This window comes from Amycolatopsis sp. NPDC114484 (assembly GCF_055633755.1).
This window is the reverse complement of the sequence record NZ_JBVKDQ010000001.1, coordinates 435,795-461,763: the sequence shown is the minus strand read 5'-3', so window position 1 is coordinate 461,763 and position 25,969 is coordinate 435,795. Positions and strand designations below refer to the sequence as shown.

General features: G+C 69.8%; 19 protein-coding genes. 11 read left to right on the top strand and 8 right to left on the bottom strand.

What is annotated here, in order from left to right:
* Positions 1-12: 12 nt before the first annotated feature.
* Complete coding sequence (locus ACZ7SW_RS02265) at positions 13-1,071, top strand: Gfo/Idh/MocA family oxidoreductase (RefSeq protein WP_470228601.1); 1,059 nt, start codon at positions 13-15, stop codon at positions 1,069-1,071.
* Positions 1,072-1,135: 64 nt separating this feature from the next.
* Here ACZ7SW_RS02265 and ACZ7SW_RS02260 read toward each other — a convergent pair whose 3' ends face one another.
* The 3 genes from ACZ7SW_RS02260 to ACZ7SW_RS02250 form a co-directional block, all read right to left on the bottom strand.
* A complete protein-coding gene (locus tag ACZ7SW_RS02260) occupies positions 1,136-3,463 on the bottom strand; it encodes a transglycosylase domain-containing protein (RefSeq protein ID WP_470228600.1) in 2,328 nt (775 codons plus the stop codon).
* Between the two features lie 441 nt (positions 3,464-3,904).
* Positions 3,905-6,568 (bottom strand): transglycosylase domain-containing protein, encoded by a 2,664-nt coding sequence (locus ACZ7SW_RS02255; RefSeq protein ID WP_470229228.1) that lies wholly within the window; start codon positions 6,566-6,568, stop codon positions 3,905-3,907.
* Between the two features lie 319 nt (positions 6,569-6,887).
* Complete coding sequence (locus tag ACZ7SW_RS02250; protein ID WP_470228599.1) at positions 6,888-7,289, bottom strand: DUF5318 domain-containing protein; 402 nt, start codon at positions 7,287-7,289, stop codon at positions 6,888-6,890.
* A 245-nt stretch (positions 7,290-7,534) separates the two neighbouring features.
* Here ACZ7SW_RS02250 and ACZ7SW_RS02245 point away from each other — a divergent pair, with 245 nt between their 5' ends.
* Together ACZ7SW_RS02245 and ACZ7SW_RS02240 are read left to right on the top strand one after the other, a co-directional pair.
* A complete protein-coding gene (locus ACZ7SW_RS02245; RefSeq protein WP_452077986.1) occupies positions 7,535-8,092 on the top strand; it encodes a PadR family transcriptional regulator in 558 nt (185 codons plus the stop codon).
* A gap of 65 nt (positions 8,093-8,157) precedes the next feature.
* Positions 8,158-9,246 carry an inositol-3-phosphate synthase gene (locus tag ACZ7SW_RS02240; protein WP_470228598.1) on the top strand — a complete coding sequence of 363 codons (1,089 nt, stop codon included), beginning with the start codon at positions 8,158-8,160 and terminating at the stop codon, positions 9,244-9,246.
* Positions 9,247-9,316: 70 nt separating this feature from the next.
* Here the strand turns inward: ACZ7SW_RS02240 and ACZ7SW_RS02235 are convergent, their stop codons facing one another.
* Both ACZ7SW_RS02235 and ACZ7SW_RS02230 read right to left on the bottom strand, forming a co-directional pair.
* Positions 9,317-10,174: an SAM-dependent methyltransferase gene (locus ACZ7SW_RS02235; protein ID WP_470228597.1), complete on the bottom strand. Its 858-nt coding sequence runs from the start codon at positions 10,172-10,174 to the stop codon at positions 9,317-9,319.
* A 107-nt stretch (positions 10,175-10,281) separates the two neighbouring features.
* A complete protein-coding gene (locus ACZ7SW_RS02230; RefSeq protein WP_470228596.1) occupies positions 10,282-10,920 on the bottom strand; it encodes an HAD family hydrolase in 639 nt (212 codons plus the stop codon).
* Between the two features lie 85 nt (positions 10,921-11,005).
* Between ACZ7SW_RS02230 and ACZ7SW_RS02225 the strand changes: the two genes are divergently transcribed.
* From ACZ7SW_RS02225 to ACZ7SW_RS02200, 6 genes are all read left to right on the top strand, one after another.
* Positions 11,006-11,491, top strand: coding sequence for a MarR family winged helix-turn-helix transcriptional regulator (locus ACZ7SW_RS02225; protein ID WP_470228595.1), 486 nt, complete (start codon positions 11,006-11,008; stop codon positions 11,489-11,491).
* Positions 11,488-12,708: an MFS transporter gene (locus tag ACZ7SW_RS02220; protein ID WP_470228594.1), complete on the top strand. Its 1,221-nt coding sequence runs from the start codon at positions 11,488-11,490 to the stop codon at positions 12,706-12,708. Before ACZ7SW_RS02225 ends, ACZ7SW_RS02220 begins: the two co-directional genes overlap by 4 nt.
* Positions 12,709-12,868: 160 nt before the next feature.
* The gene (locus ACZ7SW_RS02215; protein ID WP_470228593.1) at positions 12,869-14,950 is read left to right on the top strand and encodes a PhoX family protein; all 2,082 of its coding nucleotides are present in this window, start codon (positions 12,869-12,871) and stop codon (positions 14,948-14,950) included.
* Between the two features lie 54 nt (positions 14,951-15,004).
* Complete coding sequence (locus tag ACZ7SW_RS02210; RefSeq protein ID WP_470228592.1) at positions 15,005-16,375, top strand: DUF7850 domain-containing protein; 1,371 nt, start codon at positions 15,005-15,007, stop codon at positions 16,373-16,375.
* A 141-nt stretch (positions 16,376-16,516) separates the two neighbouring features.
* Positions 16,517-18,196: an arabinofuranosyltransferase AftB family protein gene (locus tag ACZ7SW_RS02205; protein WP_470228591.1), complete on the top strand. Its 1,680-nt coding sequence runs from the start codon at positions 16,517-16,519 to the stop codon at positions 18,194-18,196.
* Between the two features lie 52 nt (positions 18,197-18,248).
* A complete protein-coding gene (locus ACZ7SW_RS02200; RefSeq protein ID WP_470228590.1) occupies positions 18,249-18,926 on the top strand; it encodes an SDR family oxidoreductase in 678 nt (225 codons plus the stop codon).
* A 2-nt stretch (positions 18,927-18,928) separates the two neighbouring features.
* Here the strand turns inward: ACZ7SW_RS02200 and ACZ7SW_RS02195 are convergent, their stop codons facing one another.
* The 3 genes from ACZ7SW_RS02195 to ACZ7SW_RS02185 are packed head-to-tail and all read right to left on the bottom strand — an operon-like array spanning position 18,929 to position 22,719.
* Positions 18,929-20,236, bottom strand: a complete 1,308-nt coding sequence (locus ACZ7SW_RS02195; RefSeq protein WP_470228589.1) for an amidohydrolase family protein — start codon at positions 20,234-20,236, stop codon at positions 18,929-18,931.
* A gap of 30 nt (positions 20,237-20,266) precedes the next feature.
* A complete protein-coding gene (locus ACZ7SW_RS02190) occupies positions 20,267-20,920 on the bottom strand; it encodes a response regulator (RefSeq protein WP_470228588.1) in 654 nt (217 codons plus the stop codon).
* Entirely contained in the window at positions 20,917-22,719 is a 1,803-nt protein-coding gene (locus tag ACZ7SW_RS02185) for a sensor histidine kinase (RefSeq protein ID WP_470228587.1), read from the bottom strand. Before ACZ7SW_RS02185 ends, ACZ7SW_RS02190 begins: the two co-directional genes overlap by 4 nt.
* Before the next feature lie 187 nt (positions 22,720-22,906).
* On the opposite strand from ACZ7SW_RS02185, the gene ACZ7SW_RS02180 reads away from it, so the two are divergent.
* Both ACZ7SW_RS02180 and ACZ7SW_RS02175 read left to right on the top strand, forming a co-directional pair.
* A complete protein-coding gene (locus ACZ7SW_RS02180; protein WP_037809043.1) occupies positions 22,907-23,602 on the top strand; it encodes an ABC transporter ATP-binding protein in 696 nt (231 codons plus the stop codon).
* Positions 23,599-25,869, top strand: coding sequence for an FtsX-like permease family protein (locus ACZ7SW_RS02175; protein ID WP_470228586.1), 2,271 nt, complete (start codon positions 23,599-23,601; stop codon positions 25,867-25,869). Before ACZ7SW_RS02180 ends, ACZ7SW_RS02175 begins: the two co-directional genes overlap by 4 nt.
* Positions 25,870-25,969: the final 100 nt, after the last annotated feature.

Sequence of the window (25,969 nt, the reverse complement as noted above, 5' to 3'; positions counted from 1 at the left end):
TTAATAGGGGCCATGGCTGATGACGCGCGGGTCGGCATCCTCGGATACGGGATCGGCGGCCGGATCTTCCACGCGCCGCTGGTCGCGGCGACGCCGGGCCTGGTCCCGGCCGTGCTGGTGACCGCGAACCCGGATCGGGCCGCGCAGGCGCGCGCCGAGCACCCCGGCGCCGAAGTGGTCCCGGACGCGGACGCGCTTTTCGCCCGTGCGGGTGACCTCGATCTGATCGTGGTGACCACGCCGAACCGCACGCACGTGCCGCTCGCCCTCCGCGCGATCGAGGCCGGGATTCCGGTGGTCGTGGACAAGCCGTTCGCGCCGACCGCGGCCGAAGCGCAGCAGGTGGTCGACGCGGCGAAGGCCAAGGGCGTCGGGCTCACGGTGTTCCAGAACCGCCGTTGGGACTCGGATTTCCGCACCGTCGGCAAGGTGCTCGACTCCGGTCGTCTCGGTACCGTCTTCCGCTTCGAATCCCGCTACGACCGCTGGGTGCCGAAGATCAAGGACAACTGGCGCGAATTCGGCGATCCGGCGGAAGCCGGCGGTCTGCTCTACGACCTCGGCGCGCACATCGTCGACCAGGCTCTGCAGCTGTTCGGCCCGGTCACCCAGGTTTACGCGGAGGTCGACCGCCGCCGTCCCGGTGTCCAGGTGGACGACGACGTGTTCGTGGCCCTGCACCACGCGAACGGCGTGCGGTCACACTTGTGGTCGTCCGCGCTCGCCGGCACTCGCAACCCGCGCTTCCGCGTGCTCGGCGATCAGGCGACGTTCACCAAATACGGCCTCGACGTCCAGGAGCCGCAGATCAAAGCTGGTCTCCGCCCCGGCGACGACGGCTGGGGCGTGGAGCCGGAAAGCGACGCCGGAAGGCTCGGCGTGAACGACGACACCGAACTGGTGCCGACCGAAACCGGTTGCTACGAAGCGTTTTACGCCCAGGTCCGGGACGCGCTGCGCGGCGAGGCGGACTTCCCGGTCGACCCGGCGAGCGCGGTCGAGGCGTTGCGCGTGATCGAAGCCGCGCACCGCTCAGGCGCCGAAGGCCGCGTGGTCACGCTCGGCGGCTGACGCCGCCCCCGAACGGCCGTGGCCGCGACGGCCTCCCCCCACCGTCGCGGCCACGGCCTTTTCCTTACTCCTGTGGCGGATCCTCGCCTGTCGACGGACCGCCGCTCGGCGGGTTGTGCGGCGACGTCGGCTTGCCGGACGGCCAGTGCGGGAGCCCGCTCGGCCAATGCGGCTGGGTGGGCCCGCCGGTGATCGGCCCGCCGTGGTCGTTGCCGTCGTCGCCCGGGTCCGGCTGGTTGCTGTTGGTCTGCTGCGGCGGCTCGTCGCCCGCGTTCTGGTCCCCCTGCGGCGGCGGGGCTTGAGCGCCGATCAGCGGCACCTGGTCGAACTTCTCGGCGGGCTTGCCCTTGAGGTAGCCGTCGAGGAACTTCTGCCACATCGGACCCGCGATCGTCGAACCGTAGATCGGCGACGTGCCCGAACCGTGCAGCGCCTGGTCGCCGTCCGCGCCGACCCACGCGGCGACCGAGACCGACGGCGTGTAGCCGACCATCCAGGTCTGCGCGTTCGCGTTCGCCGCCCACGCCGGTTCGCCCGGCCGCTTCGTGTGCTGCTGGGTACCGGTCTTGCCCGCGCATTCGTGCCCGGACGGGCACTTCAGGTGCGAGAAGTCGATCACCGGGCCCAGTGCCATGGTCACGTTGCCGGCGATCTGCTTGGCTTTGTCCGCGCTGCTGTCGAACACGGGCTTGCCCGCGCTCGGCTGTGCCTCGTAGGCGACCTCCTTCTGCGAGTTGGTCACTTTCTGCACGAAGTGCCGGTCGCGCTGGATGCCGTTGGCGGCGAACGTCGCATACGCGCTGGCCATGTCCGCGGGCGTGATCTGGGTGTTCCCACCGCCGAGCGCGATGTTGGCGTCCGCGGTGGAGATCAGCGATTTGCCGCCGCTGTCCTTGGTCTTCACGCCCGCTTCCTGGGCGGCCTGCCCGACCGGGCCCGGATGCGTCTCGTTCAGCACCATGTCGTAGAACACCGTGTTCGCCGACCGTTTCATCGCCTCGGCGACCGTGCACTGCCCGGAACAGCTGGAACTGGGACCCGCGTTGCGTACGACCCGGCCGTCGAAGACCCGGTTGTTGCTGCCGTCGAAGGTCGAGTTGATTCCCTTGCCCATCTTGAGGAACGCGGTGAGGTCGAACGCCTTCATCGACGAACCGGGGTTCTGCGGCGTGTTCGCCCAGTCGCGAGCGCCCTGCTTCTTCCCGTTGACCTCAACGGTCGCCGGCCCGCCGTAGTACGCGAGCACCCCGCCGGTCTTCGGATCGACCGCCACCAGCGAATCCAGCAGCCGGTCGTCGGACTGGTCCTTCAGCGCGTCGGTCGCCACCTGGGTCGCGACCTCCTGGGCGTGCTTGTCGATAGTGGTCTGGACCGTGTAGCCGCCCGCGAAGTACTTGTCGTCGTCGATGCCGTGCTGCGCCAGCTCGGCCTTCACCTGGGTGGTGATGAACTTGTAGGGCGCGTTCGCGTCGTCCTTCGATTCCTCGAGCGGGATCACCTGCGGGAACTGTGCCGCTTGCCGCTGCTGCGCGGTGATGTACTTGTTCTCGAGCATCCGGTCGAGCGCGGTGTTCCAGCGGCCCTGCGCCACCTTCGGGTTCTCCGAACGGCCCGGCTGCTGGATCAGCCCGGCGAGCAGCGCGGCCTCGGAGTATTCGAGCTTCGAGACGTCCTTGTGGAAGAAGGCCTGCGACGCCGCGCCGATGCCGTACGCCCCGCGCCCGAAGTAGATGATGTTCAGGTACGCGGTGATGATGTCCTGCTTCTCGTACGTCTGGTTCATCTTGAAGGACTTCGCCAGCTCGGTCCATTTACGGGTGAGCGTCGGGGCGTCGTTGTCGGTGGCCTTCTTGATGTACTGCTGCGAGATCGTGGACCCGCCGCCCGCCTTGCCGGTGAGCTGGTTGAACGCCGCGCGCAGCAGGCCGGTGACGTCGAAGCCGGAGTTGGTCTCGAACGTCGAGTCCTCGGTCGCGATCACCGCGTGTTTCACCACGTCCGGGATCTGCGCCGGGGTGAGGATCTGCCGGTTGCCGCCGGAGGGCACGTCCTTGCCCATCGGGCTGCCGTCGGCGTACAGATAGGTGACGGCCTGGTTCTGGCCCTGCGCGACGCTCTGCGGCGAGGGCACGTCGACCATGAAGTAAGTGATCACGAACGCGATCGCCGGGATCACGATGAAGAGGCCGACGAACGCGTACGAACAGCGCCGGATGATCTTCCAGCGTCTTTTCTTGCGTTGTTCGGGCGTGCGGCCCTTCTTGTCCAGGGCTTCCGGCGGATAGCCGTCGTCCGGATCGAGCGGGCCCTCGTCGCGGTAGTCGGCGTCCCGGTAATCGGCGTTGCGGTAACCCGGATCGCGGTAGTCGTCCTCGACCATCCGGTGGGTCATCAGCTCCGGTTCGCGCTGCGGCGGCGGGACCGGGCGGCGACCGGGCGGCGGCGGACGGCGTCCCGGCGGCGGAGACCCCGCCGGACCAGCGGGACCGGCCGGACCGGCGGCGGGGCGTTGCGGGCCGCGGGCCCACGGCGGCGGCCCGGACTGCGAGGGAGGTGGTTGACGCCGCGGGTCGGGATCCCGGTCGGGCCAGGAGCGGCTGCGGTCGTCATTCACTGCGGATCCTCTTCTCGGACGCGGGCGAGCTGCGGACGCAGAAGGCCCTCTGAGCACCAGACGCGCCAACCCCGGTCGAGGTTCACTCGCCTGGCCGATCCCCTTCTCGGGGGAGGGAGACCGTCGGTGAACCTACCGCACCCATCGAGGGGCGGTACCGGCAAAAAGAGGCTCCTCTCCGATGCGGAGAGGAGCCTCTTGACAGCGCGCGGTCGCGGATCAGCCGGTGCGTCTCGGCGGATCGCCGTTCACCACGGGAGCGCCCCCGCTGCCCGGGTTGCCGGGTTCGGTGCCGCCGCCGAAGATGCCGCTCGGCCGGGTCGGGCTGGTCGTCGTCGAGGACGGCGGGTGCGACGAGGTGGACGGCGGCGCCGACGAGGACTCCGTGGTCGGCGGCGGTGCCTGCTCGCTGGACGTTTCGCGCGGCGGCGGGGCCGCCTTGCTCGACGTGACGACCTGGTCGGCGTCCTTGCCGATCGGGTCGACCTTGTCGAACTTCTCGCCCGGCTTGTCCTTCAGGTAGTTCGTGAGGAAGTCCTGCCAGGCCGGGCCCGCGATCGTCTTGCCGAAGATCGGCTTGCCGTTCTTGTCGTGCAGCGCCTTGTTGCCGTCGCCGCCGATCCAGACCGCGGCCGACACCGACGGCGTGTACCCGACCATCCAGGTCTGGGCGTTGCGATCCTTGTACGAGGCCGGGTCGCTGTCCTTCGGGTCGTACTGCTGGGTACCGGTCTTGCCCGCGCACTCGTGGCCGCTCGGGCACTTCAGGTGCGATTCGGCGATGACCGGGCCGAGCGCGTCGGTGACGTTCCCGGCGATCTGCTTGCTCTTGTCCGCGTTGTCGTCGAACGCGGGTTTTCCCTGCCCGGCGGAGTCGTCGAAAATGACCTCGTCCTGGGAGTTCGTGAGCTTCGAGACGAAGTGCTGGGCGCGCTGGACGCCGCCGGAGGCGAACGACGCGTACCCGGCGGCCATGTCCTCCGGGGTGACCACGGTGGCGCCACCGCCGAGGGCGATGTTGGCGTCGCTCGTGCCGAGCTTGGCCTTGCCCTTCGGGGCGGCCTGCACGCCAGCTTCCTTCGCGGCCTCCGCGACCCTGGCCGGTTTCGTCCAGTTCAGCACCATGTCGTAGAACACGGTGTTCGCCGAGACCTCCATGGCCTTCTTGACCGTGCACTGCGGACCGCAACTGGAGCTTTCGCCCGCGTTGCGGACCACTCGGCCGCCGAGTTCCCGCCGGTCGGTGCCGTCGAAGGTTTCGCCGAGTCCCTTGCCCATTTTGAGCCAGGCGGTGAGGTCGAAGGCCTTCATGGACGAGCCCGGGTTCTGCGGCACATTCGCCCAGTCCGTGGCGAGCGTGTCCTTGCCCGCGTCGTTCTTCACCGTGGTCGGCCCGCCGTAATAGGCGAGCACGCCCCCGGTTCTCGGGTCGACGGCGACCAGCGCTCCTCTGAGGTTCTCGTCGGTCTGGCCCTCCATATTGTCCTGGATGGACTGCTCCGCGAGCTTCTGGGCGTTCGGGTCGATCGTCGTGTAGATCTTCGCGCCGGTGGAGTACAGCTTGTCCTCGTCGTAGCCCTTTGCCTCCAGCTCCTGCACGATGCGCTGCCGGATGTGGTAGTCCAGCGTTCCCGCGTCCTGCTTCTGCTGCGCGTCGCGCGGGATCATCGTGGGGAGCTGCGCGGCCTTGCGGTCGGCGGGCGAGAGCCAGTGGTTGGCCACCATCTGGTCCATCACGTAGCTCCACCGCTTCTGGACGTACGCGGTGTCGCGGTCGCGGCTCGGGCCCTGGATCATCCCGGCGAGCAGCGCCGCCTCGGACGCGTTGAGCTGTCCGACGTCCTTGCCGAAGTACGCCTTCGAAGCGGCGGCGACGCCGTTCGAGCCGCGGCCGAAGAAGACGATGTTCAGGTAGCCGGTGATGATGTCCGATTTGGACGTCTCGTTGTTCAGCTTGAACGACTTCGCCAGCTCGGTCCATTTGCGCGTCAGCGTCGGGGCGTCGTTCTTGGTCGCCTGCTTGATGTACTGCTGCGAAATGGTCGAACCGCCGCCGGTGCCTCCGGTCGCCTGGTTGAAGACCGACCGCAGGATCGCCATCACGTTGAAGCCGGAGTTGGTCTCGAAGGTCGCGTCCTCGGCCGAGTACACGGCGTGCTTGACGACCTCGGGCACCTGGTTGGGCTGCAGCAGTTCGCGGTTGCCGCCCGGCGGGACCACCCGGCCCATCACCGATTTGTCGCCGTAGTAGAAGGTGATCGGCTGGCTCTGCTTCGCGAGCACTTCCTGCGGCGAGGGCACGTCGACCGTGAAGTAGGTGATCACGAACGCGATCGCGGGCACCACGAAGAAGAGGCCGAACATCGCGTACAGCACGCGCCGGATGATCTTCCACCGGCGTTTGCGCCGCTGCTTCGGCGTGAGGTCGGCCTTGCTCTTCTTCTTGCCGTCCTCCTCGCCTTCCGGGTCGTCCTCGAAGTCCGCGTCGTCCGAGTACTGGGCGAGGCGGGTTTCCTCGTCGTACGGGTCGTCGTAGGCGTCGTCGTACCGGTCGTCGTACGGGGCGTAGCCGTTGTGCGCGGCGTGCGTGATCAGGTCCGGTTCGCGGTCGGTCTCCGGATAGGACGGCGGAGGCGGCGGCGGGACCCGGCGGCCTTGGGGCGGCCGTCCGCCCGGCGGCGGCTGCCGGAAGCCCTGGGTGGCGTTCCCGTTCGGACCGCCGTTCGGACCGCCCTGGGGCCCGGGCCGTCCGCCCGGAGGCTGGCGGCGCGGCGGCGGCGCGCCCTGCCCGTCGAGGATCTGCGACGCACGGGTGCCCGAGCCACGGTCCTGCGGGCCGGGGCCTTGCGGCGGACGGCCTTGCGGAGCGCGGGTTTGCGGCATCCGCTGCGGACGGCGCGGCTCGTCGGCGGCGGGCCACTGCGGACCGCCCTCGTCGCCGCTCGGCCATTCCGGACCGCCTTGGGCACGCGGCGGCCGCGGGCCGCCCGCGGGAGGACGGCGGGGCGGCGCGGGGCGCCGGGGGGCGTCATCGGCGGGCCAGGCGGGACCGGGGTCCTCCTGCGGTCGCCGGGCACGGCGAGGTGCATCTGGCTCCTGGCTCGGCCAGGAGCGGTCGCGGTCGTCGTTCACGAATGGGCCTCCGAAGGCAGCACTGTCTGCACTGGCGCCGCCCCGCGTTCTGCAGCGGTTGTGGTACTCGTCACTGCCCGGCAGTCCTTCGCGGCCGGGTCGGCTGGGGTTCTCCCGTGCCGAGTACATAGGACAAAACCAGATGGTTCCAATGGCACGTCCGGCACACCTCTACGTCATAGACGGTGAACTCCCCGAAAACCCCGGACATCCGGGCCAGTTCGGCGGGGGTGCGTGCCGACCCCGAGACGTGCTTGAGCTCGTCGCCGTACACCCACGAAACGAGGTGCAGCGGCGTCCGGCGGCACATCGGACAGGCCCGGTCCTCGGGTCTGCCGTGGAATTTCGCCGCGCGGAGCAGGTACGGGCTCGCGTCGCAGACCTCGTGGTCTCCGACGCGTCCGGAGCGGACGCCGGCCAGCAGCGCACGGCGCTGCAAGGCGTAATCCACAACCTGCCGCTGGTTTCGCACGAGGACAGAGTACGGGCTCTTTCTGTGTCCGCGGTGCCCCCTGCTTTCCCGCACCCAGGGCAACCGTTCGGACACGCCGAAAGTTAGATAACGCTCTGATCACGGATCGTCGGGCGAGTGCTGGCAGCGGGTTACTTCCGCCACTTCGATGTATCGGCGCGATATACTCGGCGAGTAGGTTGGCTGAGCCGGTTCCGTGTGGTCAACGGTGCCGGTCGCGGCGTATTCCCGAGATGGGGTGTGGTGTGCTCGAACTCGCGATCCTCGGATTGCTGCACGAGACGCCCATGCACGGGTACGTGCTGCGCAAACGTTTGCACGAGACGCTCGGGATGTTCCGGACGTTCTCGTACGGCTCGCTGTATCCGACCTTGCGCCGGCTGCTGCGGGCCGGTTATCTCGTCGAGGAGTTCGACGAGGCGGACGACCGGGCCTGGTCCCGGCGCGGCCGCCGCGTCTACAAGCTCACCGCCGAGGGCAAGGAACGCTTCGCCGAACTGCTCGGCGACGCGGGACCGCAGACGTGGGACGACGAGGGATTCGGCGTCCACCTGGCGTTCTTCTCGCGGACACCGGCCGACGTCAGGATGCGAATCCTGGAAGGACGGCGCCGCCGCGTCGAGGAGCGGCGCGAAGGATTGCGGGACGCGCTGGCCAGGGCCGAGGAGAAGATCGACCGCTACACCCGCGAGCTGCACCGGCTGGGGCTGGAGTCGAGCGAGCGGGAGGTGCGCTGGCTCAACGAGCTGATCGCGCACGAACAAGCCGAGCAGCGCGGCCCGGAGCAGCCGGGACGCGGTTGAGCGGCGGCCGCAACGGGGCGGCAGACCTGCAGATGCAAGTGAATGAGATTGAAGGAGAAACCGGCATGGGCGAGAACCGCCGCGTTCGGGTGGCCATCGTGGGCGTCGGCAACTGCGCCTCGTCGCTGGTCCAGGGTGTGCAGTACTACCGCGACGCGGATCCCGGTGCGCGCGTTCCCGGTTTGATGCACGTCCAGTTCGGCGAGTACCACGTGCGGGACATCGAATTCGTCGCCGCGTTCGACGTCGACGCGAAGAAGGTCGGCAGGGACCTCTCGGAGGCGATCTCCGCCAGCGAGAACAACACGATCAAGATCGCCGACGTGCCGCCGCTCGGCGTCACTGTCCAGCGCGGGCACACCTTCGACGGCCTCGGCCGCTTCTACCGCGAGACGATCGAGGAGTCCGACGAGACTCCGGTCGACGTGGTCGCCGCGCTGCGCGACGCGCGGGTCGACGTGCTCGTCTCCTACCTTCCCGTCGGGTCCGAAGAGGCCGACAAGTTCTACGCGCAGGCCGCGATCGACGCGAACGTCGCGTTCGTCAACGCGCTGCCGGTGTTCATCGCCTCCGACCCGGAGTGGGCGAAGAAGTTCGAGGACGCGGGCGTCCCGATCGTCGGTGACGACATCAAGTCCCAGGTCGGCGCCACCATCACGCACCGCGTGCTGGCGAAGCTGTTCGAGGACCGCGGCGTGCAGCTCGACCGCACGATGCAGCTCAACGTGGGCGGGAACATGGACTTCCTGAACATGAAGGAGCTGGAGCGGCTCGAGTCGAAGAAGATCTCGAAGACCCAGTCGGTCACCTCGCAGGTGGACCGCGAGCTCGGCAAGGGCAACGTCCACATCGGACCGTCGGACTACGTGCAGTGGCTCGACGACCGCAAGTGGGCCTACGTCCGCCTCGAGGGCCGCGCGTTCGGCGACGTGCCGCTGAACCTCGAGTACAAGCTCGAGGTGTGGGACTCCCCCAACTCGGCGGGCATCATCATCGACGCGGTGCGCGCGGCGAAGATCGCCAAGGACCGCGGCATCGGCGGCCCGATCCTGTCCGCGTCGTCCTACTTCATGAAGTCGCCGCCGGAGCAGTACGACGACTCGACCGCCCGCGACGCGGTCGACGCCTTCATCCGCGGCGAACTGGAGCGCTGACCCCCGGCTCGCTGTCCGTGAGGGGAACCCTGAGGGAATCAGATTCCGTCAGGGTTCCCCTCACGGCTTTTCAGGGCAGGTCGGCGGTCACCAGCTCGGTTTTCGTCATGGCGTCGCCGAGCGGGTCGGCCAGCTGGGTGCCGTAGCTGGCGGCGAGGTCGCCCGCGCGGTCGACGGTCGTCCGCCAGCCCTGTCCGGCGAGCCATTCGACCGGGTTGCGGCGCGGTTCGGTCGAGAGCACGTCGTTCACGTCCAGGCCGAGCCGGGCTCCGGCGTCCGAGGACCGGATGGTGTCGAGGATGTCGGTACTGCCCAGGTCGGGGATGTGCTCGATGCCGATCCGGCTGCCCGGCGCGCTTCGGGCGTGCACGAGGTCGAACAGCAGTTCCTCGGCCGGCGCGGGCAGGTACGGCAGCAATCCTTCGGCGATCCACACCGTCGGACGGGCGCGGTCGAATCCGGCGCTTTCCAAGGCGGCGGGCCAGTCCTCGCGCAGGTCGGCTCCGATCGCGTGGCGGCGACAGCGCGGTTCCGCGCCGAGACCGTCAAGCACGTCCTGTTTGAACGCGAGCACTCGCGGCTGGTCCACCTCGTAGACGTCGCGGCCGGACAGGTCCAGCCGGTACGCGCGGGCGTCGAGCCCGGCGGCGAGGATCACCACCTGCGGCGCGTCCGTGCCGGTGACCACGTCGTCGAAGAACCGGGACCGCACCGCGAGGTAATCGGCCATCGCCATCCAGAGTGGGTCGTCGACGGGTTCGATCGGCATCGGCCGCGGCGGGTTCGCGGCGCGGACGAACTCCGCCGCGTACGGATCCTCGATCAGCGGATCCGCGGCCCCGGTCGCGATCGCCCGGCCCGCGGCCACCCCGAGCGCGGTCAGTCCGACGCTGCTGACGATGTCCCAATCCTGTTCCGGTGCAGCCATTTCCACCCCTGAAGCCGATCTTGTTGGCAGGCGTTCAGGATGGCACCGCGCGACCGGCTGGATACCGGCTGCGACCGATTTGGGGCTATTTGCCGCTGTGGGCTGCGTCACTCACTGAGCGCGGCGGGCAGCGCGGCCAGATTCGGCAGCACCGTGGCGTCCCGCAGCGCCGCCGGGTCCGGCGGGAAGTGCGGGTTCGGCACCGCGAACACCGTCATGTTCGCCGCGAACGCCGCGCGCAGGCCGTTCGTCGAGTCCTCCACGGCGGCGCAGCGGGAAGCTTCGACGTTCAGCAGCATCGCCGCGCGCAGGTAGACGTCCGGTTCGGGCTTGCCGGCGGCCACTTCCTCGCTCGACACCGCCACCGGGACCAGCGACGTCAAATCGCACGCCGTCAGGAACGAGTGGATCAGCACCGGCGGCGACGAACTGGCGATCGCGACCGGCCAGTGCCGGGAGATCTCCCGGACGACCTGGTCCGCGCCGTCGATCACCGGCGGGCGGTCGGCGTAGCGGGCGGCCATCTCGTCGATCACGAGGCGCGCGATCTCGTCCGGGGTGAGCCGTGCGCCGAGGGTTTCCACCAGGTAGCGCGCCCATTCCGGCGTGCTCATCCCCTGTTGCGCGCGCGTCGCCTCCGGCCGCCAGGTCCCGCCGTGCTCGGCTACCACGGAGCGGCGCACCTCGTCCCACGTCGTCTCGGAGTCCACCAGTACGCCGTCGAGGTCGAAGATCACCGCATCCACCGGACCAGCCTAGGCGTACTGGCCTGGACCACCTTGTGAGCCGAATTACTTCGCCACCCTAACTAATTTTTGTTAGCCTAGCTAAGTGACTTCCTCGACGGGCGATCTGGCGCAGCGGCTGCGGCCGGTGGTGTTCCGGCTGTACTACCTGGTGCGCCGCGAATCCGCGCAGCTGCTGACCCTGACCCAGGGGTCGGTGCTGTCGGAGCTGGTCGGCCGGGGGCCGAGCCGGATGAGCAGGCTCTCCCGGCTCGAGCGCGTGCGGATGCCGTCGATGACCGACGTCGTCCGCAGGCTCGAACGGCTCGGCATGGTGACCCGCCGTCCCGACCCGGAGGACGGGCGCGCCGTGCTCGTGGAGGCCACCCCGGAAGGCGAGCGGTTCTACGCCGAGATGATCGCGGGCCGGGAGGCGGAGCTGCGGGCGCGGCTCGGCCGTCTCGACCCGGCCGAGCGCGCCGCCATCGACGCCGCGCTTCCCGCGCTCACCAAGCTGATCGCCGACTTCCACCGTGACGACCCCGCCGCGGAACTCGCTGTTATGTCTGAAGGAGGAACTGATCCGCGATGAGCGCTGAGCACCACTCGAGCCTGCTGGACGCGGTCAAGGGCCAGCCCAAACAGGTGTGGATCACCGCGTTCGCCGCGGTCATCGCGTTCATGGGCATCGGTCTCGTCGACCCGATCCTGCTGTCTATCGCCAAGGGCCTGAACGCCTCGCCGTCCCAGGTCACGCTGCTGTTCACGTCGTATCTCGGCGTGCAGGTGATCGCGATGCTCTTCACCAGCGCGATGTCCGCGCGGTTCGGGGCCAAGCGGACCGTGCTGGTCGGGCTGACGCTGATCGTCGCCGCGACCGCGCTGTGCGCCGCGGCCGGTTCGATCGAACAGCTCGTCGGCCTGCGCGCGGTGTGGGGGCTCGGCAACGCCTTCTTCATCGCCACCGCGCTTTCGGTGATCGTCGGCGCGGCGACCGGTGGCCAATCCGGTGCGATCCTGCTTTACGAGGCCGCGCTCGGGGTCGGTCTCGCGGTCGGTCCGCTGCTCGGCGCGCTGCTGGGCACGATCTCGTGGCGCGGTCCGTTCCTCGGCACCGCGGTGCTGATGGTCGCCGCGCTGGTGCTGTGCTCGATCTTCCTGAAGAGCGATTCGCGCGAGAAGCGCGAACCGATCAAGCTGCTCGACCCGATCCGCGCGCTCAAGCACCCCGGCCTGCTCCGGACGTCGATCGCCTCGGCGCTCTACACCGCCGCGTTCTTCGCGGTGCTCGCCTGGTCCCCGTTCGTGCTCGGCTGGAACGCCATCGCCGTCGGCCTGATCTTCTGCGGCTGGGGCCTGTGCGTGGCGATCGCCGGCGTGGTGCTCGCGCCGAAGATGGCCGCCCGCTTCGGCGAACGGCACGCCGCCGCGCTGGCGGTGACCGGCTACACCGTGCTGATGCTGGTGCTGGCCATCCCGAGCAAGCCGGTGGTGGTCGTCGGGATCATCGTGTCCGGTCTGGTTTCCGGGCTGCTGAACACGCTGTTCACCGGAACCGCGATGTCGATCAGCGACGCGCCGCGGCCGGTCGCGAGCGCCGGGTACAACTTCTGCCGCTGGTTCGGCGGCGCGGTCGCGGCCACGCTCGTCGGCCACATCGCCGAGTGGATAGGCTGGGAGCAGGGTCCGTTCCTGGTCGCCGCCGTGCTCTGCGTGATCGCCGCCGTCCTGCTGTCGCAGCGGGAGAAGAAGGCCGACCCGCACACCGTGCCGAAGGAGGCCGCGCTCGTCGGCGACGAGGAGTTCTGAGCCTTTCCGCGACACTCGGCGATCGCCCCCGGACTGTCTGTTCGGGGGCGATCGTCGTCTTTGGCGGAATACACCCGCTGTTCACCTTTTAGTCCGGTTCAGGGGGTTTTCGCCGCATACGGTCGCTCCGTTCCCACCTAGAAGCGACCCTGGAGGCCCCGTGTCCCTGGAGCCCGGACGACTGCTGCCCTTGTTCACCGCGCATTCCGGCGGCCGGTCACCGATCACCTGCGAATACCGCTGCGGCAACTCCTGCGCGCACGAGGCCCCGAACCCGACCGGCAACGAATACTTCGGCGACATCGCCAAGGGAGTCTCGCGTCGCGGGGTGTTCAAGGCGGGCGCGGTGATGGCCGCGGCCGCGGGCGGGTTCGCCGCGCTGTCCGGCACCGCCGCCGCGGCCACGCCGACTCAAGCCCCGGTTCCGCTGGCGAAGGGCCGCGCGGTGCCCGGCACGGACTTCACGCCGGTGCCGCCGAACAAACTCGACGTCGTCAGCATCCCCGACGGTTATGCCCAGCACGTGGTGATCCGCTGGGGCGACCCGGTGGTCCCCGGCGCGCCGAAGTTCGACTTCCGCAAGCAGACCGCCGCCGCGCAGGCCAAGCAGTTCGGCTACAACAACGACTTCGTCGGCCTGATCCCGCAGGATCCGCTCGGCCTGCGCAATCTGCTGGTGGTCAACCACGAGTACACCACCGAGGTGCACCTCTTCCCGGCCGATCAGTACGACCCGGCCAATCCCACCGAGGAGCAGGTGAAGATCGCCTGGGCGGCACACGGATTGTCGGTGCTGCAGACGCTTCGCGATCCGATCGGCGGCGCGCTGCGCACTGTCCCGAGCCCGCTGAACCGGCGGATCACGCTCGACACGATCTTCGAGGTGCGCGGTCCGGCGGCCGGTTCGAAGTACCTCAAGACGTCGGCCGACCCGTCCGGAAAGCGCGTGCGCGGCACGCAGAACAACTGCTCCGGCGGCGTCACGCCGTGGGGCACCGTGCTGTCCGGCGAGGAGAACTTCCACCAGTACTTCGCCCACGCGGACAAGGTTTCCGACCCGACGCGGGCCGCGCGGCTCAAGCGGTACGCGATCGGCACCGGCGAGAGCACGCGCAAATGGGAGCGCTTCGACCAGCGCTGGGACGTCTCCCGCGAGCCGAACGAGCCCAACCGGTTCGGCTGGGTCGTGGAAATCGACCCGAACGACCCGCATTCCACGCCGGTGAAGCACACCGCGCTCGGCCGGTTCAAGCACGAGGCGGCGAACGTCAAGATCACCGCGGACGGCCGGGTCGCGGTGTACTCCGGCGACGACGAGCGGTTCGAGTACATCTACAAGTTCGTCTCGAAGGGCAAGTACAAGAAGGGGCGTTCCGCGCTCGCCCGGCGGCACAACTCGGCGCTGCTGGACGACGGGACCCTGTACGTCGCCAAGTTCTCCGGCAACAGCCCCGGCGAGATCGACGGCTCCGGCAAGCTGCCCGCCGACGGCGAGTTCGACGGCTCCGGCGAGTGGATTCCCCTTGCCAGCGGCGACAAGTCCTTTGTGGACGGATTTACCGCGGAGGAGGTCTACGTGTTCACCCGGCAGGCCGCCGACCGGGCCGGGGCGACCAAAATGGACCGTCCGGAGGACATCGAGCCGAACCCGGTCAACGGCCGGATCTACGCCGCGCTGACCAACAACTCCGACCGCGGCGCGGCGGGCAAGGCGGCCCCGGACGAGGCGAACCCGCGCACCCGCAACAAAAACGGGCACGTCCTCGAATGGGACGAGGACCGCGGCGACAGCGCCGCGACCCGGTTCTCCTGGCGGCTGCTGCTCGTCTGCGGCGATCCGGCCACGGCCGACACCTACTTCGGCGGTTTCCCGAAGGACCAGGTCAGCCCGATCTCGTGCCCGGACAACGTGGCTTTCGACCCGCACGGCAACCTGTGGATCTCGACCGACGGCAACACCCTCGGCGCGAACGACGGCCTCTTCTCGGTTCCGGTGACCGGTCCCGAGCGCGGGCACGTGAAACAGTTCCTTTCCGTGCCGGTCGGCGCCGAGACGTGCGGTCCGGTCGTCACCGAGAACCTCGTGCTCGTCGCGGTGCAGCATCCGGGCGAGGACGCGCCGAGTTCGGCGAACCCGACCTCGCACTGGCCGGACGGCGGCAGCTCCCAGCCGAGGCCGGCGATCGTGTCGGTGTGGAAGAAGGGCGCCTTCGGATTGCCCGGCCGGATCGGCCGCAAGTAACTCTTTGGGGTGTTTCTCACCGCCGATCGGCCTTCCTGGGTCTAGCTTCACCGCGTGAGGCGGGCAAGGAAAGTCGCGATCGGACGCACGGCGGGCGCGGCGGCCAGTACAGCGATGCTGGTCGGCGCGCTCGCCGTCGTTTCTCCCGGGTCTGCTCCCGCCGAGGGGGCTCCGGAGTGCGGCGGCATCGCGGCCAACCCGAGCGTGGAGGACGCCGGTTCGCCCGGCGGGCCGCCGAGGGGGTACCTGTTCAGCCCCGCCGCGCCGGTTCCGCGCGGCACTCCGCCGGACCGGGTGCCGAAGCTGGCCACCAGCGCCGCGCACGCGGTCGACGGGCACGTCAACGCCCAGATCCAGACGCCGGACGGCCGCGTCAGCTCGGCCACCCAGCAGGTGAAAGCGGTGCCCGGCGGGCAATACTCGCTGTCGGTGTGGGCGGGTACGGCGCAGTCCGGCCTCGGTTCGCACGCGAGCGCGACCACCGGGCTGCGCTTCGCCGACCGCACCGGTCAGGTGCTGGCGGAGAAACCGCTCGCGGTCACGCACGACGTCGCGTCCGACGGCAAGCTCGCGCAGCAGGAGCTGGCACCGGTCACCGCGCCGGACGACACCGCGGAGGTCTCGTTTTTCGCCAGCACCAACCACAACTGGGTGCTGTGGGACTGCGTGCACGTGGCCCTCGCCGCGTTCGCGGTGAAGATGGAGGTGCGGAATCCGGCGGACGGAACGTGGGGCCCGTCGGCCGCCATCCCGGCCGGCGACGCCGCGCAGTTCCGCGTCTCCGTCTCCAACACCGGTTCGCAGCCGCTCACCGGGTTGCTGGTGAAGGACCCGTGGTGCGCTGGGCTTCCCGGCGCGTTCGACCTCGCCGCCAGCGCGTCGCGCGAACTCACCTGCGATCACCCGAACCTCACCGAGGACGACAACGGGCACGTCAACACCGCGAAGGTCTCGGCCACCGGCCCGGGCGGCCCGCTGGCCGAGCAGAAAGCGACCGCGACGGTCTCGGTCACGCCGCAGCCCGCGGTCGGCAAGATCGGCGACCGCGCGTGGAAAGACGTGAACCGCAACGGCATGCAGGACGACGACGAACCCGGCTACCCGGATCTGCCGGTGACGCTCAAGGACGGCGCGGGCGGCACGGTCGCCACCGCGCGCACGAACGCCGACGGCAGCTACCTGTTCGACCAGCGCAAGGACGGCACCTACCAGGTGTGCTTCGACGTCTCGAAGCTGCCGGACGGCCTCACCGTCACCCAACGCGGCGCGGGTGCGCCGGGCCTGGACTCGGCCGTCGACCCGGCGACCGGCTGTACCTCGCTGTTCACCCTCGGCGGCAAGGACCGCGAGCGGATGGACCTGGACATCGGCCTCGCCCCGCCCGTCCCGCCCACGCCCACCGCCTCCGCCGCGCCTGCCCGCTAAAGGTCCGTGAAGGGCTCCTCGAGGGAATCAGATTCTCTCAAGGAGTCCTTCACGGACATTGACGGCGACCACTGAGCGTCACGTCCGGCCGGATGCGAGACTGTGGCTGCACACCACGTCTGGGGGAGGTCTGGACCAATCATGACCGCTGGCGCTCTGCCGGAAGACTTTTCCCCGTGGTACCGCCGCCCGATGACCTGGACGTGGGCCGCCATCGGGGCGGTCCTCGTGCTGGATACGGTGCTGGCCTGGCACCGCCGGTGGATGAGCGACGACGGTCTGCTCGTGCTCCGCACCGTCCGGCAGATCCTCGCCGGGAACGGGCCGGTGTTCAACGTCGGCGAGCGCGTCGAGGCGAGCACGAGTCCGTTGTGGACCTGGCTTCTCGCCGGGGCCGGCACGATCCCCGGCCCGCCGCTGGAATGGATCGCGGTGCTCACCGGCCTGCTGTGCGCGGTCGGCGGCCTCTTCTTCGGCCTCGACGGCACCCGTCGCCTCTACGCCGGACCGGTCGCTCCCGCCGGGGCGCTGGTCGTGTGCGCGCTCCCGCCGTTCCGGGACTTCGCGACCTCCGGCCTGGAAACCGGCCTGGTGCTGCTGTGGCTCGGGCTGGGCTGGTGGCTTCTGGTGCGCGGCAAAACGCCCGTCGCCACCGCGATCGTGCTCGGACTGGGCCCGCTCGTCCGACCGGATCTGGCGCTGTTCAGCATTATCGGCTTCATCGCACTCGTCCTGCTGAGTCGTCCGCGATGGCTTGCCGCGCTTGGCTGGCTCGGTGCCGGGATCGCGATTCCGTTGGCCTATCAGGTGTTCCGGATGGGCTACTACGGCCTGCTCACGCCGAACACCGCGCTCGCCAAGGAAGCGGCCAACAGCGACTGGCCGCGCGGGTTCGCCTACCTGGTCGATTTGATCAGCCCGTACGTGCTGTGGATTCCGTTGCTGCTCCTTGCGATCGCCGCGATCCTGGCGAGCCGGTCACGGATTCTGCTGCTGACTTCGTTGGCAGGCGCGCTTTTGCTGGCGCTGTACGTCGTGCGCGTCGGCGGCGATTTCATGCACGGCCGGATGTTGCTGCCCGCGTTGTTCGTGCTGCTGCTCCCGGTCATGGCGATCCCGTTGACCCACAAGACAGTCGCGTTCGCCGCCGGGGTCGCCGCGTGGGCGGTAGTCGCGGGCGGCTGGCTGCGCGTGCCCTACGCAAACACGCATCAAGCGGTGAGCGTCACCGACGAACGCGGCTACTGGTCGTGGGCGACCGGCCACGAACACCCGGTGCTGGCGACGGATTACCTCGGCCAGGATGTCATCCGCCACGCCGTCGACGCGGTGGAAGGGACGACGCAGCCAGCGGTGCTCGTCTACAGCTACGGCGACGTGAAGCAGTGGTTCCGCTTCCCGACCGACCGGCCGTACGTGACCATGGCGGCCGACAGCATGGGCGCGATCAGCAACATCGTGTCCCTGGACGTGCGCATCCACGACGGCTACGGCCTGGCGAGCGACCTGGCCGCGCACTCGTCGTCCATCGCGGGCGGCCGCCCCGGGCACTCGAAGTGGCTGGTCGCGGCTTGGGAGATCGCCGAAGCCGGACACGGCGACTTCGCCACCGACGGTCAGATCCGGATGTTCCAGCCCGCCGAGATCGACGCCGCCCGCCAGGCGCTGCGCTGCCCGGACGTCCAGGAGGTGCTCGCCTCGACCCGCGAGCCACTCACCTGGAGTCGGTTTATCGACAATTTCACCGGCGCGCTGCACCGCACGGAGATCCGCTACCCGCGCGACCCGTGGGCCGCGGCCTCCTGCGCCCCAGTGAAGTGATCGACGACTCCCCGGACTGGCGAATCAGCGGCGGACGCCTACCGTGGCCGGTATGACCGACCTCCCGCTCGCCCTGATCACCGGTGCCTCCCGGGGCATCGGCGCGGCCATCGCGCACCAGCTGTCCCCGACGCATCGCCTCCTGCTGGGCGGCCGCGACACCGACGCCCTGGCGAAGGTGGCCGAGGAACTCCCCGGAGCCGAGCCCTGGCCGGTCGACCTCACCGACGCTGCTTCGCTGGAAGCCGCGGCGAGCAAGATCGACCGCCTGGACGTCCTCGTCCACTCCGCCGGGATCGGGAAAATCGGCACAATCGCCGACTCGCCGTCCTCCGTCTGGCGGACGAACCTCGAGGTGAACGTCATCGCGGTGGCGGAGCTGACCCGGCTGCTGCTGCCCGCGCTCCGCGCCGCGAACGGCCACGTCGTCGTGCTCAACTCCGGAGCCGGCTACACCGCCCGCCCGGGCTGGGGCCCTTACGCCGCAAGCAAATTCGCCGCGCGCGCCTTCACCGACTCACTCCGCGCCGAAGAACCGGACCTGCGCGTCACGTCGATCTTCCCCGGCCGCACCGACACCGACATGCAACGCGAGGCCCGCGCCCAAGAAGGCGGCGACTACGAAGCCGACAAATACCTGCGCCCGGATTCCGTGGCGACGGCCGTGCTCACCGCCGTGACCGCCACCCCGGAAGCCCACTTCACCGAAATCCAGGTCCGTCCCCGCTGAGGTCAGGCCCGCAGCCGGGCGGCGGTGTCGGCCACCGTCGCCTGGATCTCGCGGCGGTCGACCCGCGTCGGCTCCGCCTCGGCGACGACCTGCTCGCCCGCGACCCACACGTCCCGCACCCGCCGAGATCCGGCTGCCCACACGAGGTTCGCCAGCAACTGCTCGTCCGGCACGTCCAGGCCGGCCGCGAACGCCGGGTCGTCGAGGTCGACGTGCACCAGATCTGCCCAGCGGCCCGGTTCCAGCACGCCGAGATCGTGCCGGCCGAGCGCCTCGGCACCGCCGCGGGTGGCCATCAGGAACACGTCCTTGGCCGTCACCACAGTCGAATCGTCATTGGCCAACCGGGCCAGCATCGCCGTCAGCTGCAGCTCTTCCCACAGGTCGATGTCATCGTTCGACGCGGGCCCGTCAGTGCCGAGCCCGATCGCGACGCCTGCCGCGCGCAAGTCCTTGATCCGCGCGATCCCCGAGGCCAACTTCGCGTTAGACCCAGGACAATGCGCCATCCCGACCCCGCGCGCGGCGAAGATCGCGATGTCCTCATCCGACAAATGCACCGAATGCGCGGCGAGCGTGCGGCCATTGAACACGCCGAGCGAATCCAGCAGCCGCGGCACCGATCCGTACTCCTTGCGCTGCTCGACATCCTCCGCGGCCGCCTCGGCGACGTGGATCTGCACGAGCGCGCCCCGCGCGGCCGCGGATTCCGCGGTGGCGCGCAGGCCGTCCGGGTTCAGCATGTACGCCGAATGCGGGCCGTAACCCAGCTCGATCCGTTCCCCCGGACCGAACCGCAGCCCGTCGGCGTCGATCCACCGGTCGATCGCGGCCAGCGTCTCGCGCCAGTCCATCCCGGGCAGCTCGATCACCGGCGGCGCGACGAGCACCCGGCCGCCGGTGGTGAGCACCGCGTCCACGAGCTGCTCGCCCTCGAAATACATTTCCGCACTGGTCGTCACGCCGTGCCGGAGCATTTCGACCGACCCGAGCAGCATGCCGGTGCGCACGTCGGTCGGCTTCAGCTTCGCCTCGGTCGGCCAGATGATCTCGCGCAGCCAGCGCAGCAGCGGAAGGTCGCCGCCCATCCCGCGCAGCAGCGTCATCGGGCTGTGCGCGTGCGCGTTCACCAAGCCGGGCAACAGGATCCCGGTCAGCCGGGTCTCCTCGCCGGCGAACTCCGGCGCGCTCGAAGCCGGTCCGACGAACGAAATCCGGCCCTCGTCGTCGACATCCACGACGGCGTCGCGGAGCAGCGAACAGGACAGGTCGGCGGGCAGAACTACCGGGGCATGGAATCGACGCGACATAACGAGATAGTACGGGCGTCCCAGTAGCGGTTAATCCACTACGCCGCTACGCCAAGCCCAAGCTGCGATTTCCACTCGGTTACGCGCGCCGACTTTGCCCTGCACCGAAGCCAAATGCGTCTTGACCGTCGACAGCGACAGGAACAGCTCCGTGCCGATCTCGGTGTTCGTGAGCCCGCGCGCGGCGGCCTTCACCACGTCCATCTCGCGCGCGGTCAGCGGTTCCGACGGTGCCGGAGCCTCACGCTTGGCGGTGGTGCCGCCGTCGAAATGCTTCAGCAGCCGCACGGTGATCTGCGGCGACACCAGCGCGTCGCCGCGATCGGCCGCGCGCACCGCTTCGATCAGCAGTGCGGGCCCGGCGTCCTTGAGCAGGAAGCCGCTCGCGCCGTTGCGCAGCGCGGTGTGCACGTATTCGTCGAGGTCGAAGGTGGTGACCACGACGACCTTCAGCGGGTCGGCGACGTCCGGCCCGGCCAGCTGACGGGTGACCTCCAGCCCGTCCAGCCCCGGCATGCGGATGTCCAGCAGACAGACGTCCGGGCGCAGTTCGCGCGCCTTCGAGACCGCGGAGATCCCGTCCGGCACGTCCGCGACCACCTCGATGTCGTCCTGGGCGTCCAGGATCATGCGGAAACCCATCCGCACCATTTCCTGGTCGTCCGCGATCAGTACCCGGATCACCCGTCTGTCTCCCCGTTCGCCTCGAGCGGCAGCCACGCCTCGACCCGCCAGCCGCCGCTGCGCTCGCGGCCTGCCGAAAGCCTGCCGTGCAGCAGCGCGACGCGTTCGCGCATGCCGACCAGACCGTATCCGCCCGACCCGCCGGCCGGACGATGAGTCTGTCCGCTGCCGTTGTCGGTCACCCGCAAGTGCAGTTCGCCGTTGACGACCTCGGCCAGCGCGAGCGCCTCGGTGGCGTCCGAGGCGTGCTTGCCGACGTTGGTGAGCGACTCCTGGATCAGCCGCAGCGCCGACCGGCCGACCTCGTGCGGCAGGTCCGGCGGAAGGTTGAGCTGCAGTTTCGTCGGCACGCCGTGGTTGCCCGCCTCCACGAGCCGGTGCAAGTCCGCGGCCAGATCGGTGGTCGCCTGCTCGTTGAACTCGCCCGAGCCGGCCTGTGCGTCGCCGCGCATGCTGCGGACCAGACGGCGCATCGCGGCGAGCGCCTCGACGCCCGCGTTCTCGATCCGGCCCATCGCCTCCAGGGCGAGCTCCGGGTTCTTCTCCCCCATCATCCGCGCGGCCTGTGCCTGCACGACGATCCCGGTCACGTGGTGCGCGACCACGTCGTGCAGCTCCCTGGCCAGCGCCATCCGCTCGGACGTCTGCGCGTCGGTGACCGCCGATTTCACCACCTGCGCGCGCTCGGAATCGCGGGAGCGCAGGTAGAGGCCGATCGCGATGGCGATGCCGAGCAGCAGGACCGCGACGGTGGCGAGCATTCCGAGCGTCGCCGGGTCGGTGAGCAGGCGGCCGGTGCGGTACTGGCCGAAGTTCAAGATCGTGCCGACCGCGACCACGCCGGACAGCAGCGCGATCCGCGGCCACGCCCGCGCGAGCGGCACCGCGCGCACGACGTTCACGACCACGCCGAAGGCGGCCACGATCTGGGTCGGCGGGATGCCGCCGAGAAGCTGATAGCTGTGGCTGGGATGCAGGAACGGCGTCGCGAGCGCGGACAGCAGGAGGATCCCGGCCACCACCAGGATCGCGTCGCGCGGACGGCGCGGCGACAGCGCGGTGACCGCGGCGGCGCCGATCGAGCAGGCCAGCAGTGGGAAACCGCGGCTGCCGCTTTCGTAGGTGTAGCCGAATTCGATCAGCACCCCGACGGCGAGCATGCCGATCAACGGCCACTGGCCGCGCACTAATTCGGTGAACCGGTGCATATTGCGCAGGCGTTCCACCGTCGCCGGGTCGCGTTCGCGGCGCGGGCGGCCGACCGCGCCGGTGATCACCGTTCCGACGAGGAACAGGAACCCGAACAGCATGGTCTGCGCGATGCTGCTGGCGCTCAGATCGCGGTAGGAGCCGCGGCCGAATACCGCGGTGAGCGCGCCCATCACCAGCGCGCTGATCACCGCGAAGGCGACCCCGGGGCGGGCCCGGCGAGCGAGGAAATAGACCATCTCGATCCCGGCCACGAACTCGGTGACGGTCAGGTTCGCCAGCACGCTGGAGTAGGTCGGGACGCCGAGATAGCGGATGACGAAGGTGCAGAACATCAGCGTCAGCGCGCCGAATACGCCCGCCACCGCCGCGCGTTTGCGAGCCCAGAACGCGCACGCCGCCATCGCGAAAACGCCCGGGAAGAGTCCGAGGTCGATGAATCGCGGGCCGACGTTGTCGAGTGCCGCGTCGGTCACGAACAGAAGGTCGAACGCCAGCGCGGCGAGCAAAACGAGCACGGACATGTCGAGGCGGCGGGCGAGTTCGGTCGCCCGCGCGGCAAGCGTTTTCGACGGCGGGGAGTGCGGCACACCGTGACGGTAGATGATTCGCGCCCGTGCGCACCTTGGCCACGTGGTTCGTCGCCATCGGCCGATCGGCCGATGGCGGCCCCGCCGTTACCGGCCGTCTGCCCGAAGTGGACCTCCGCTCGAATCCGCGAAGCTGCCTTCCGTCGCAGTCGAAGACGAATGACGGAGACAGGGAGAGAGCTGGCGGATGACGAATCCACAGTGGAGCGCCGGACCGGTGTTGTCGGGGCGCGGGCTGGTCAAGCGCTACGGGCAGCAGCACGCGCTGGCCGGAATCGACATCGACGTCCAGCCGGGGGAAGCGATCGCCATCGTCGGCCCGTCCGGATCCGGCAAAACGTCGCTGCTGCACGTGCTGGCGGGCATCCTGCGCGCCGACAGCGGCGAGATCTGGTTGCAGGGACAGCGGATCGACCAGTTCGGCGAAAAGCGGCGCAGCGAACTGCGGCGCACCGAATTCGGTTTCGTCTTCCAGTCCGGAATGCTCGTGTCCGAGCTGACCGCGGAAGAGAATGTCGCACTTCCTTCGCTGCTGGCCGGCGGAACTCGTGGCGAAGCGATTGCCGCGGCGCGGGAATGGCTCGGCAAACTCGGGTTGGCCGGCAAGGAAGCCCGCCGCCCCGGCGAGCTTTCCGGCGGCGAAGCGCAGCGCGTGGCGATCGCCCGAGCGCTCACCCATCGCCCGAAGGTGATCTTCGCCGACGAGCCGACCGGCGCCCTCGACACCCGCACCGGCCGCGAGACGATGGACGCGCTGCTGGCCGCCGCGCAGGCGTCCGGCGCCGCGGTGCTCGTGGTGACGCACGACCGTGAACTCGCCGAATCGATGCCGCGCACGGTGGCGATCCGCGACGGCCTGATCGCGACGAGGCTCGCGGCATGAACCCGTTCCAGCTCGCCCTGCGGGTGCTGCGCGGCGACCGGCGGACCCGCACCTCGGCGATCCTCACTGCGGTCGGCGTCGCCGTCGCGACCGGGCTCGTCCTGCTGCTGGCGACGTTGCCGTACGCCACTCAGGCGCGCGAGCAGCGGGCGCTGTGGCAGAGCAGCGGCCGCTACGACTCCGGCGAGCAGCAGGCCCTGCTCGTCAACTCCTCCAAGGACTACTTCGACGGCAAACAGGTCGCCCGCGTGGACATCGCGGTCACCGGCCCGGTCGACTCGCTGCGGCTGCCCCCGGGCATCCCGCGGCTGCCCGGCCCCGGCGAGACGATCGTGTCGCCCGCGCTCGGGAAGCTGCTCAACGCCACCCCGGCCGACCAGCTCGGGAATCGGTTCGGCAAGCCGGTCGCGGCCTTCGGCGACGAGGCGCTGCGGTACCCGGAACAGCTCGTCGCGCTCGTCGGGCACAGCACGCAGGAGATGCGGCCGTACGGCCACAAGGACCTGCCCGGCCAGGACGCGTTCCCGGCCTCGTCCTTCCCCAGGGGACAGGGACATCCGGACGGGCTGCTCACGGTCCTGTCCTGGGTCGGCATCATTGTTCTGCTCGTGCCGAGCCTGGTGCTCGTCGCGTCGTCGGCCCGGCTCACCGCCGCCCGCCGCGAACAACGGCTCGCCGCGATCCGCTTGGCCGGTGCGACTCCCGGCCAGGTGACCGCGATGGTCGCCGCCGAAACCGGATTGTCCGCGGGCGTCGGCGCACTGCTCGGCCTGCTGTTGAGCCCGGCGCTGCGCGGGCTGGCCACGTTCGTGCCGTGGGACGGCGGGACCTGGCTGGCGTCGGACTTCGCGCTGCCGGTCGGGCTGACCGTGCTCGCCGTGCTGCTGGTCCCGGTGCTCGTCGTGCTCGCCGGGGTGCTCGGCCTCCGCCGGGTGGTGCGCACGCCGTTGTTCGCGAGCGGCGGGCACACCGTGAAGCCGTTGCGCTGGTGGCGATTGCTCGCCCTGCCGGCGGCCGGATTGTTCTTCTTCTACACCGTTTTCGGCGCGCGGAGCGGCGGCAGCAGCAACCTGGTGCTGTTCGGTCTGTTGCTGGTGGTCGCTTCGGCGATGGTGGTCGGACCGTGGGTGACCTCGGCGGTCGGCGGCACGTTCGTGCGGATCTGGCGGCGGCCGTCGTCGCTGCTGGCCGGACGTCGGCTGCGCAACGACCCGAAGGGCTCTTACCGGGCTTCGGCGGGGATCGTGCTCGCGGTGTTCACCGGGTCGATGGCGCTCACCCTGCTGCCGTCGATCGAATCCCTCGCCGGTGGCGGACGCCAGTACGTGGACTCGGCGCTGTATGTCGACGTCAACGTGGACCGGGCTCCCGAAGCGACCGAGCGGACCAACAGCACGCTCGCGAAGGCCGGACTGTCCGAACGCGTCGTCCCGGTGGCCAGCGTCTACGTGATGCAGGGCGAGGGGAACTACCGGTCGATGCAGCGCGCTTACGTCATGACCTGCGCCGACGCCGCCAAGCTGACCCGGCTCGGGATCACCCAGCAGGACTGCAAGCCCGGGGTCGGCCTGTACACCTCGTACCAGCTGGACACGAGCAATCTGCGGGTCGCGCACTACGGCGGCGACGACAGCCCGGGCGTCCCGCTCGGCGCGGTCGCCACGGGCACCTACCACCCGGACAGGCACAACAACTACGGCGAGTACGTGATCGACCCGTCCGCGGTGCCCGCCGGCATCAAACCGAGCCAGGTCACCCTGGTCGTGCCGACCGCCGAAGCCAACCGCGAAATCGTGCGGACCGCTCTGGTGCCCAACGCGGTCGGGAAGGAGATCGGCAGCCGCGAGCAGTATCTCTACGGACAGCAGGTGCAGCTCAGCGACCTGCGCCGGGTCACCGTGATCGGCCTGGTCGCGGCGGGCATCCTCGCCGGCTGCAGCGCGGCGGTCGCGACCGCGGGTTCGGTGATGGACCGGCGACGGACGTTCGGCGCCTTGATGGCCGCGGGCACACCGGTACGGGTGCTGTCCCGGGCGTTGCGAATGGAGGCCGCGCTGCCCGCGCTGGTGGCCACTATCGGAGCGGGCGTGACCGGTGTGGTGGTCGGGCTCGGGCTGTTCATGGCGACGATGGAACGGGGGTCGGTCGTGTTCAGTCCGTGGATCGCCGCGCCGGTGGTGCTGGGGATCGGGGTCGCCCTGCTCGGCGCGTCGGTCTGCACGCCCGCGCTGAAGCGGGTGCAGGCGGAACCACTGGCCGACGAATAGCTGGCGGCCGCCCCTCGTCGGGGGAGGGGCGGCACCGGGGGTGCGGGAAGCGATGGGCCGTCGCCGGGGATGGGAACCCGGCGACGGCCCATCGTCACGT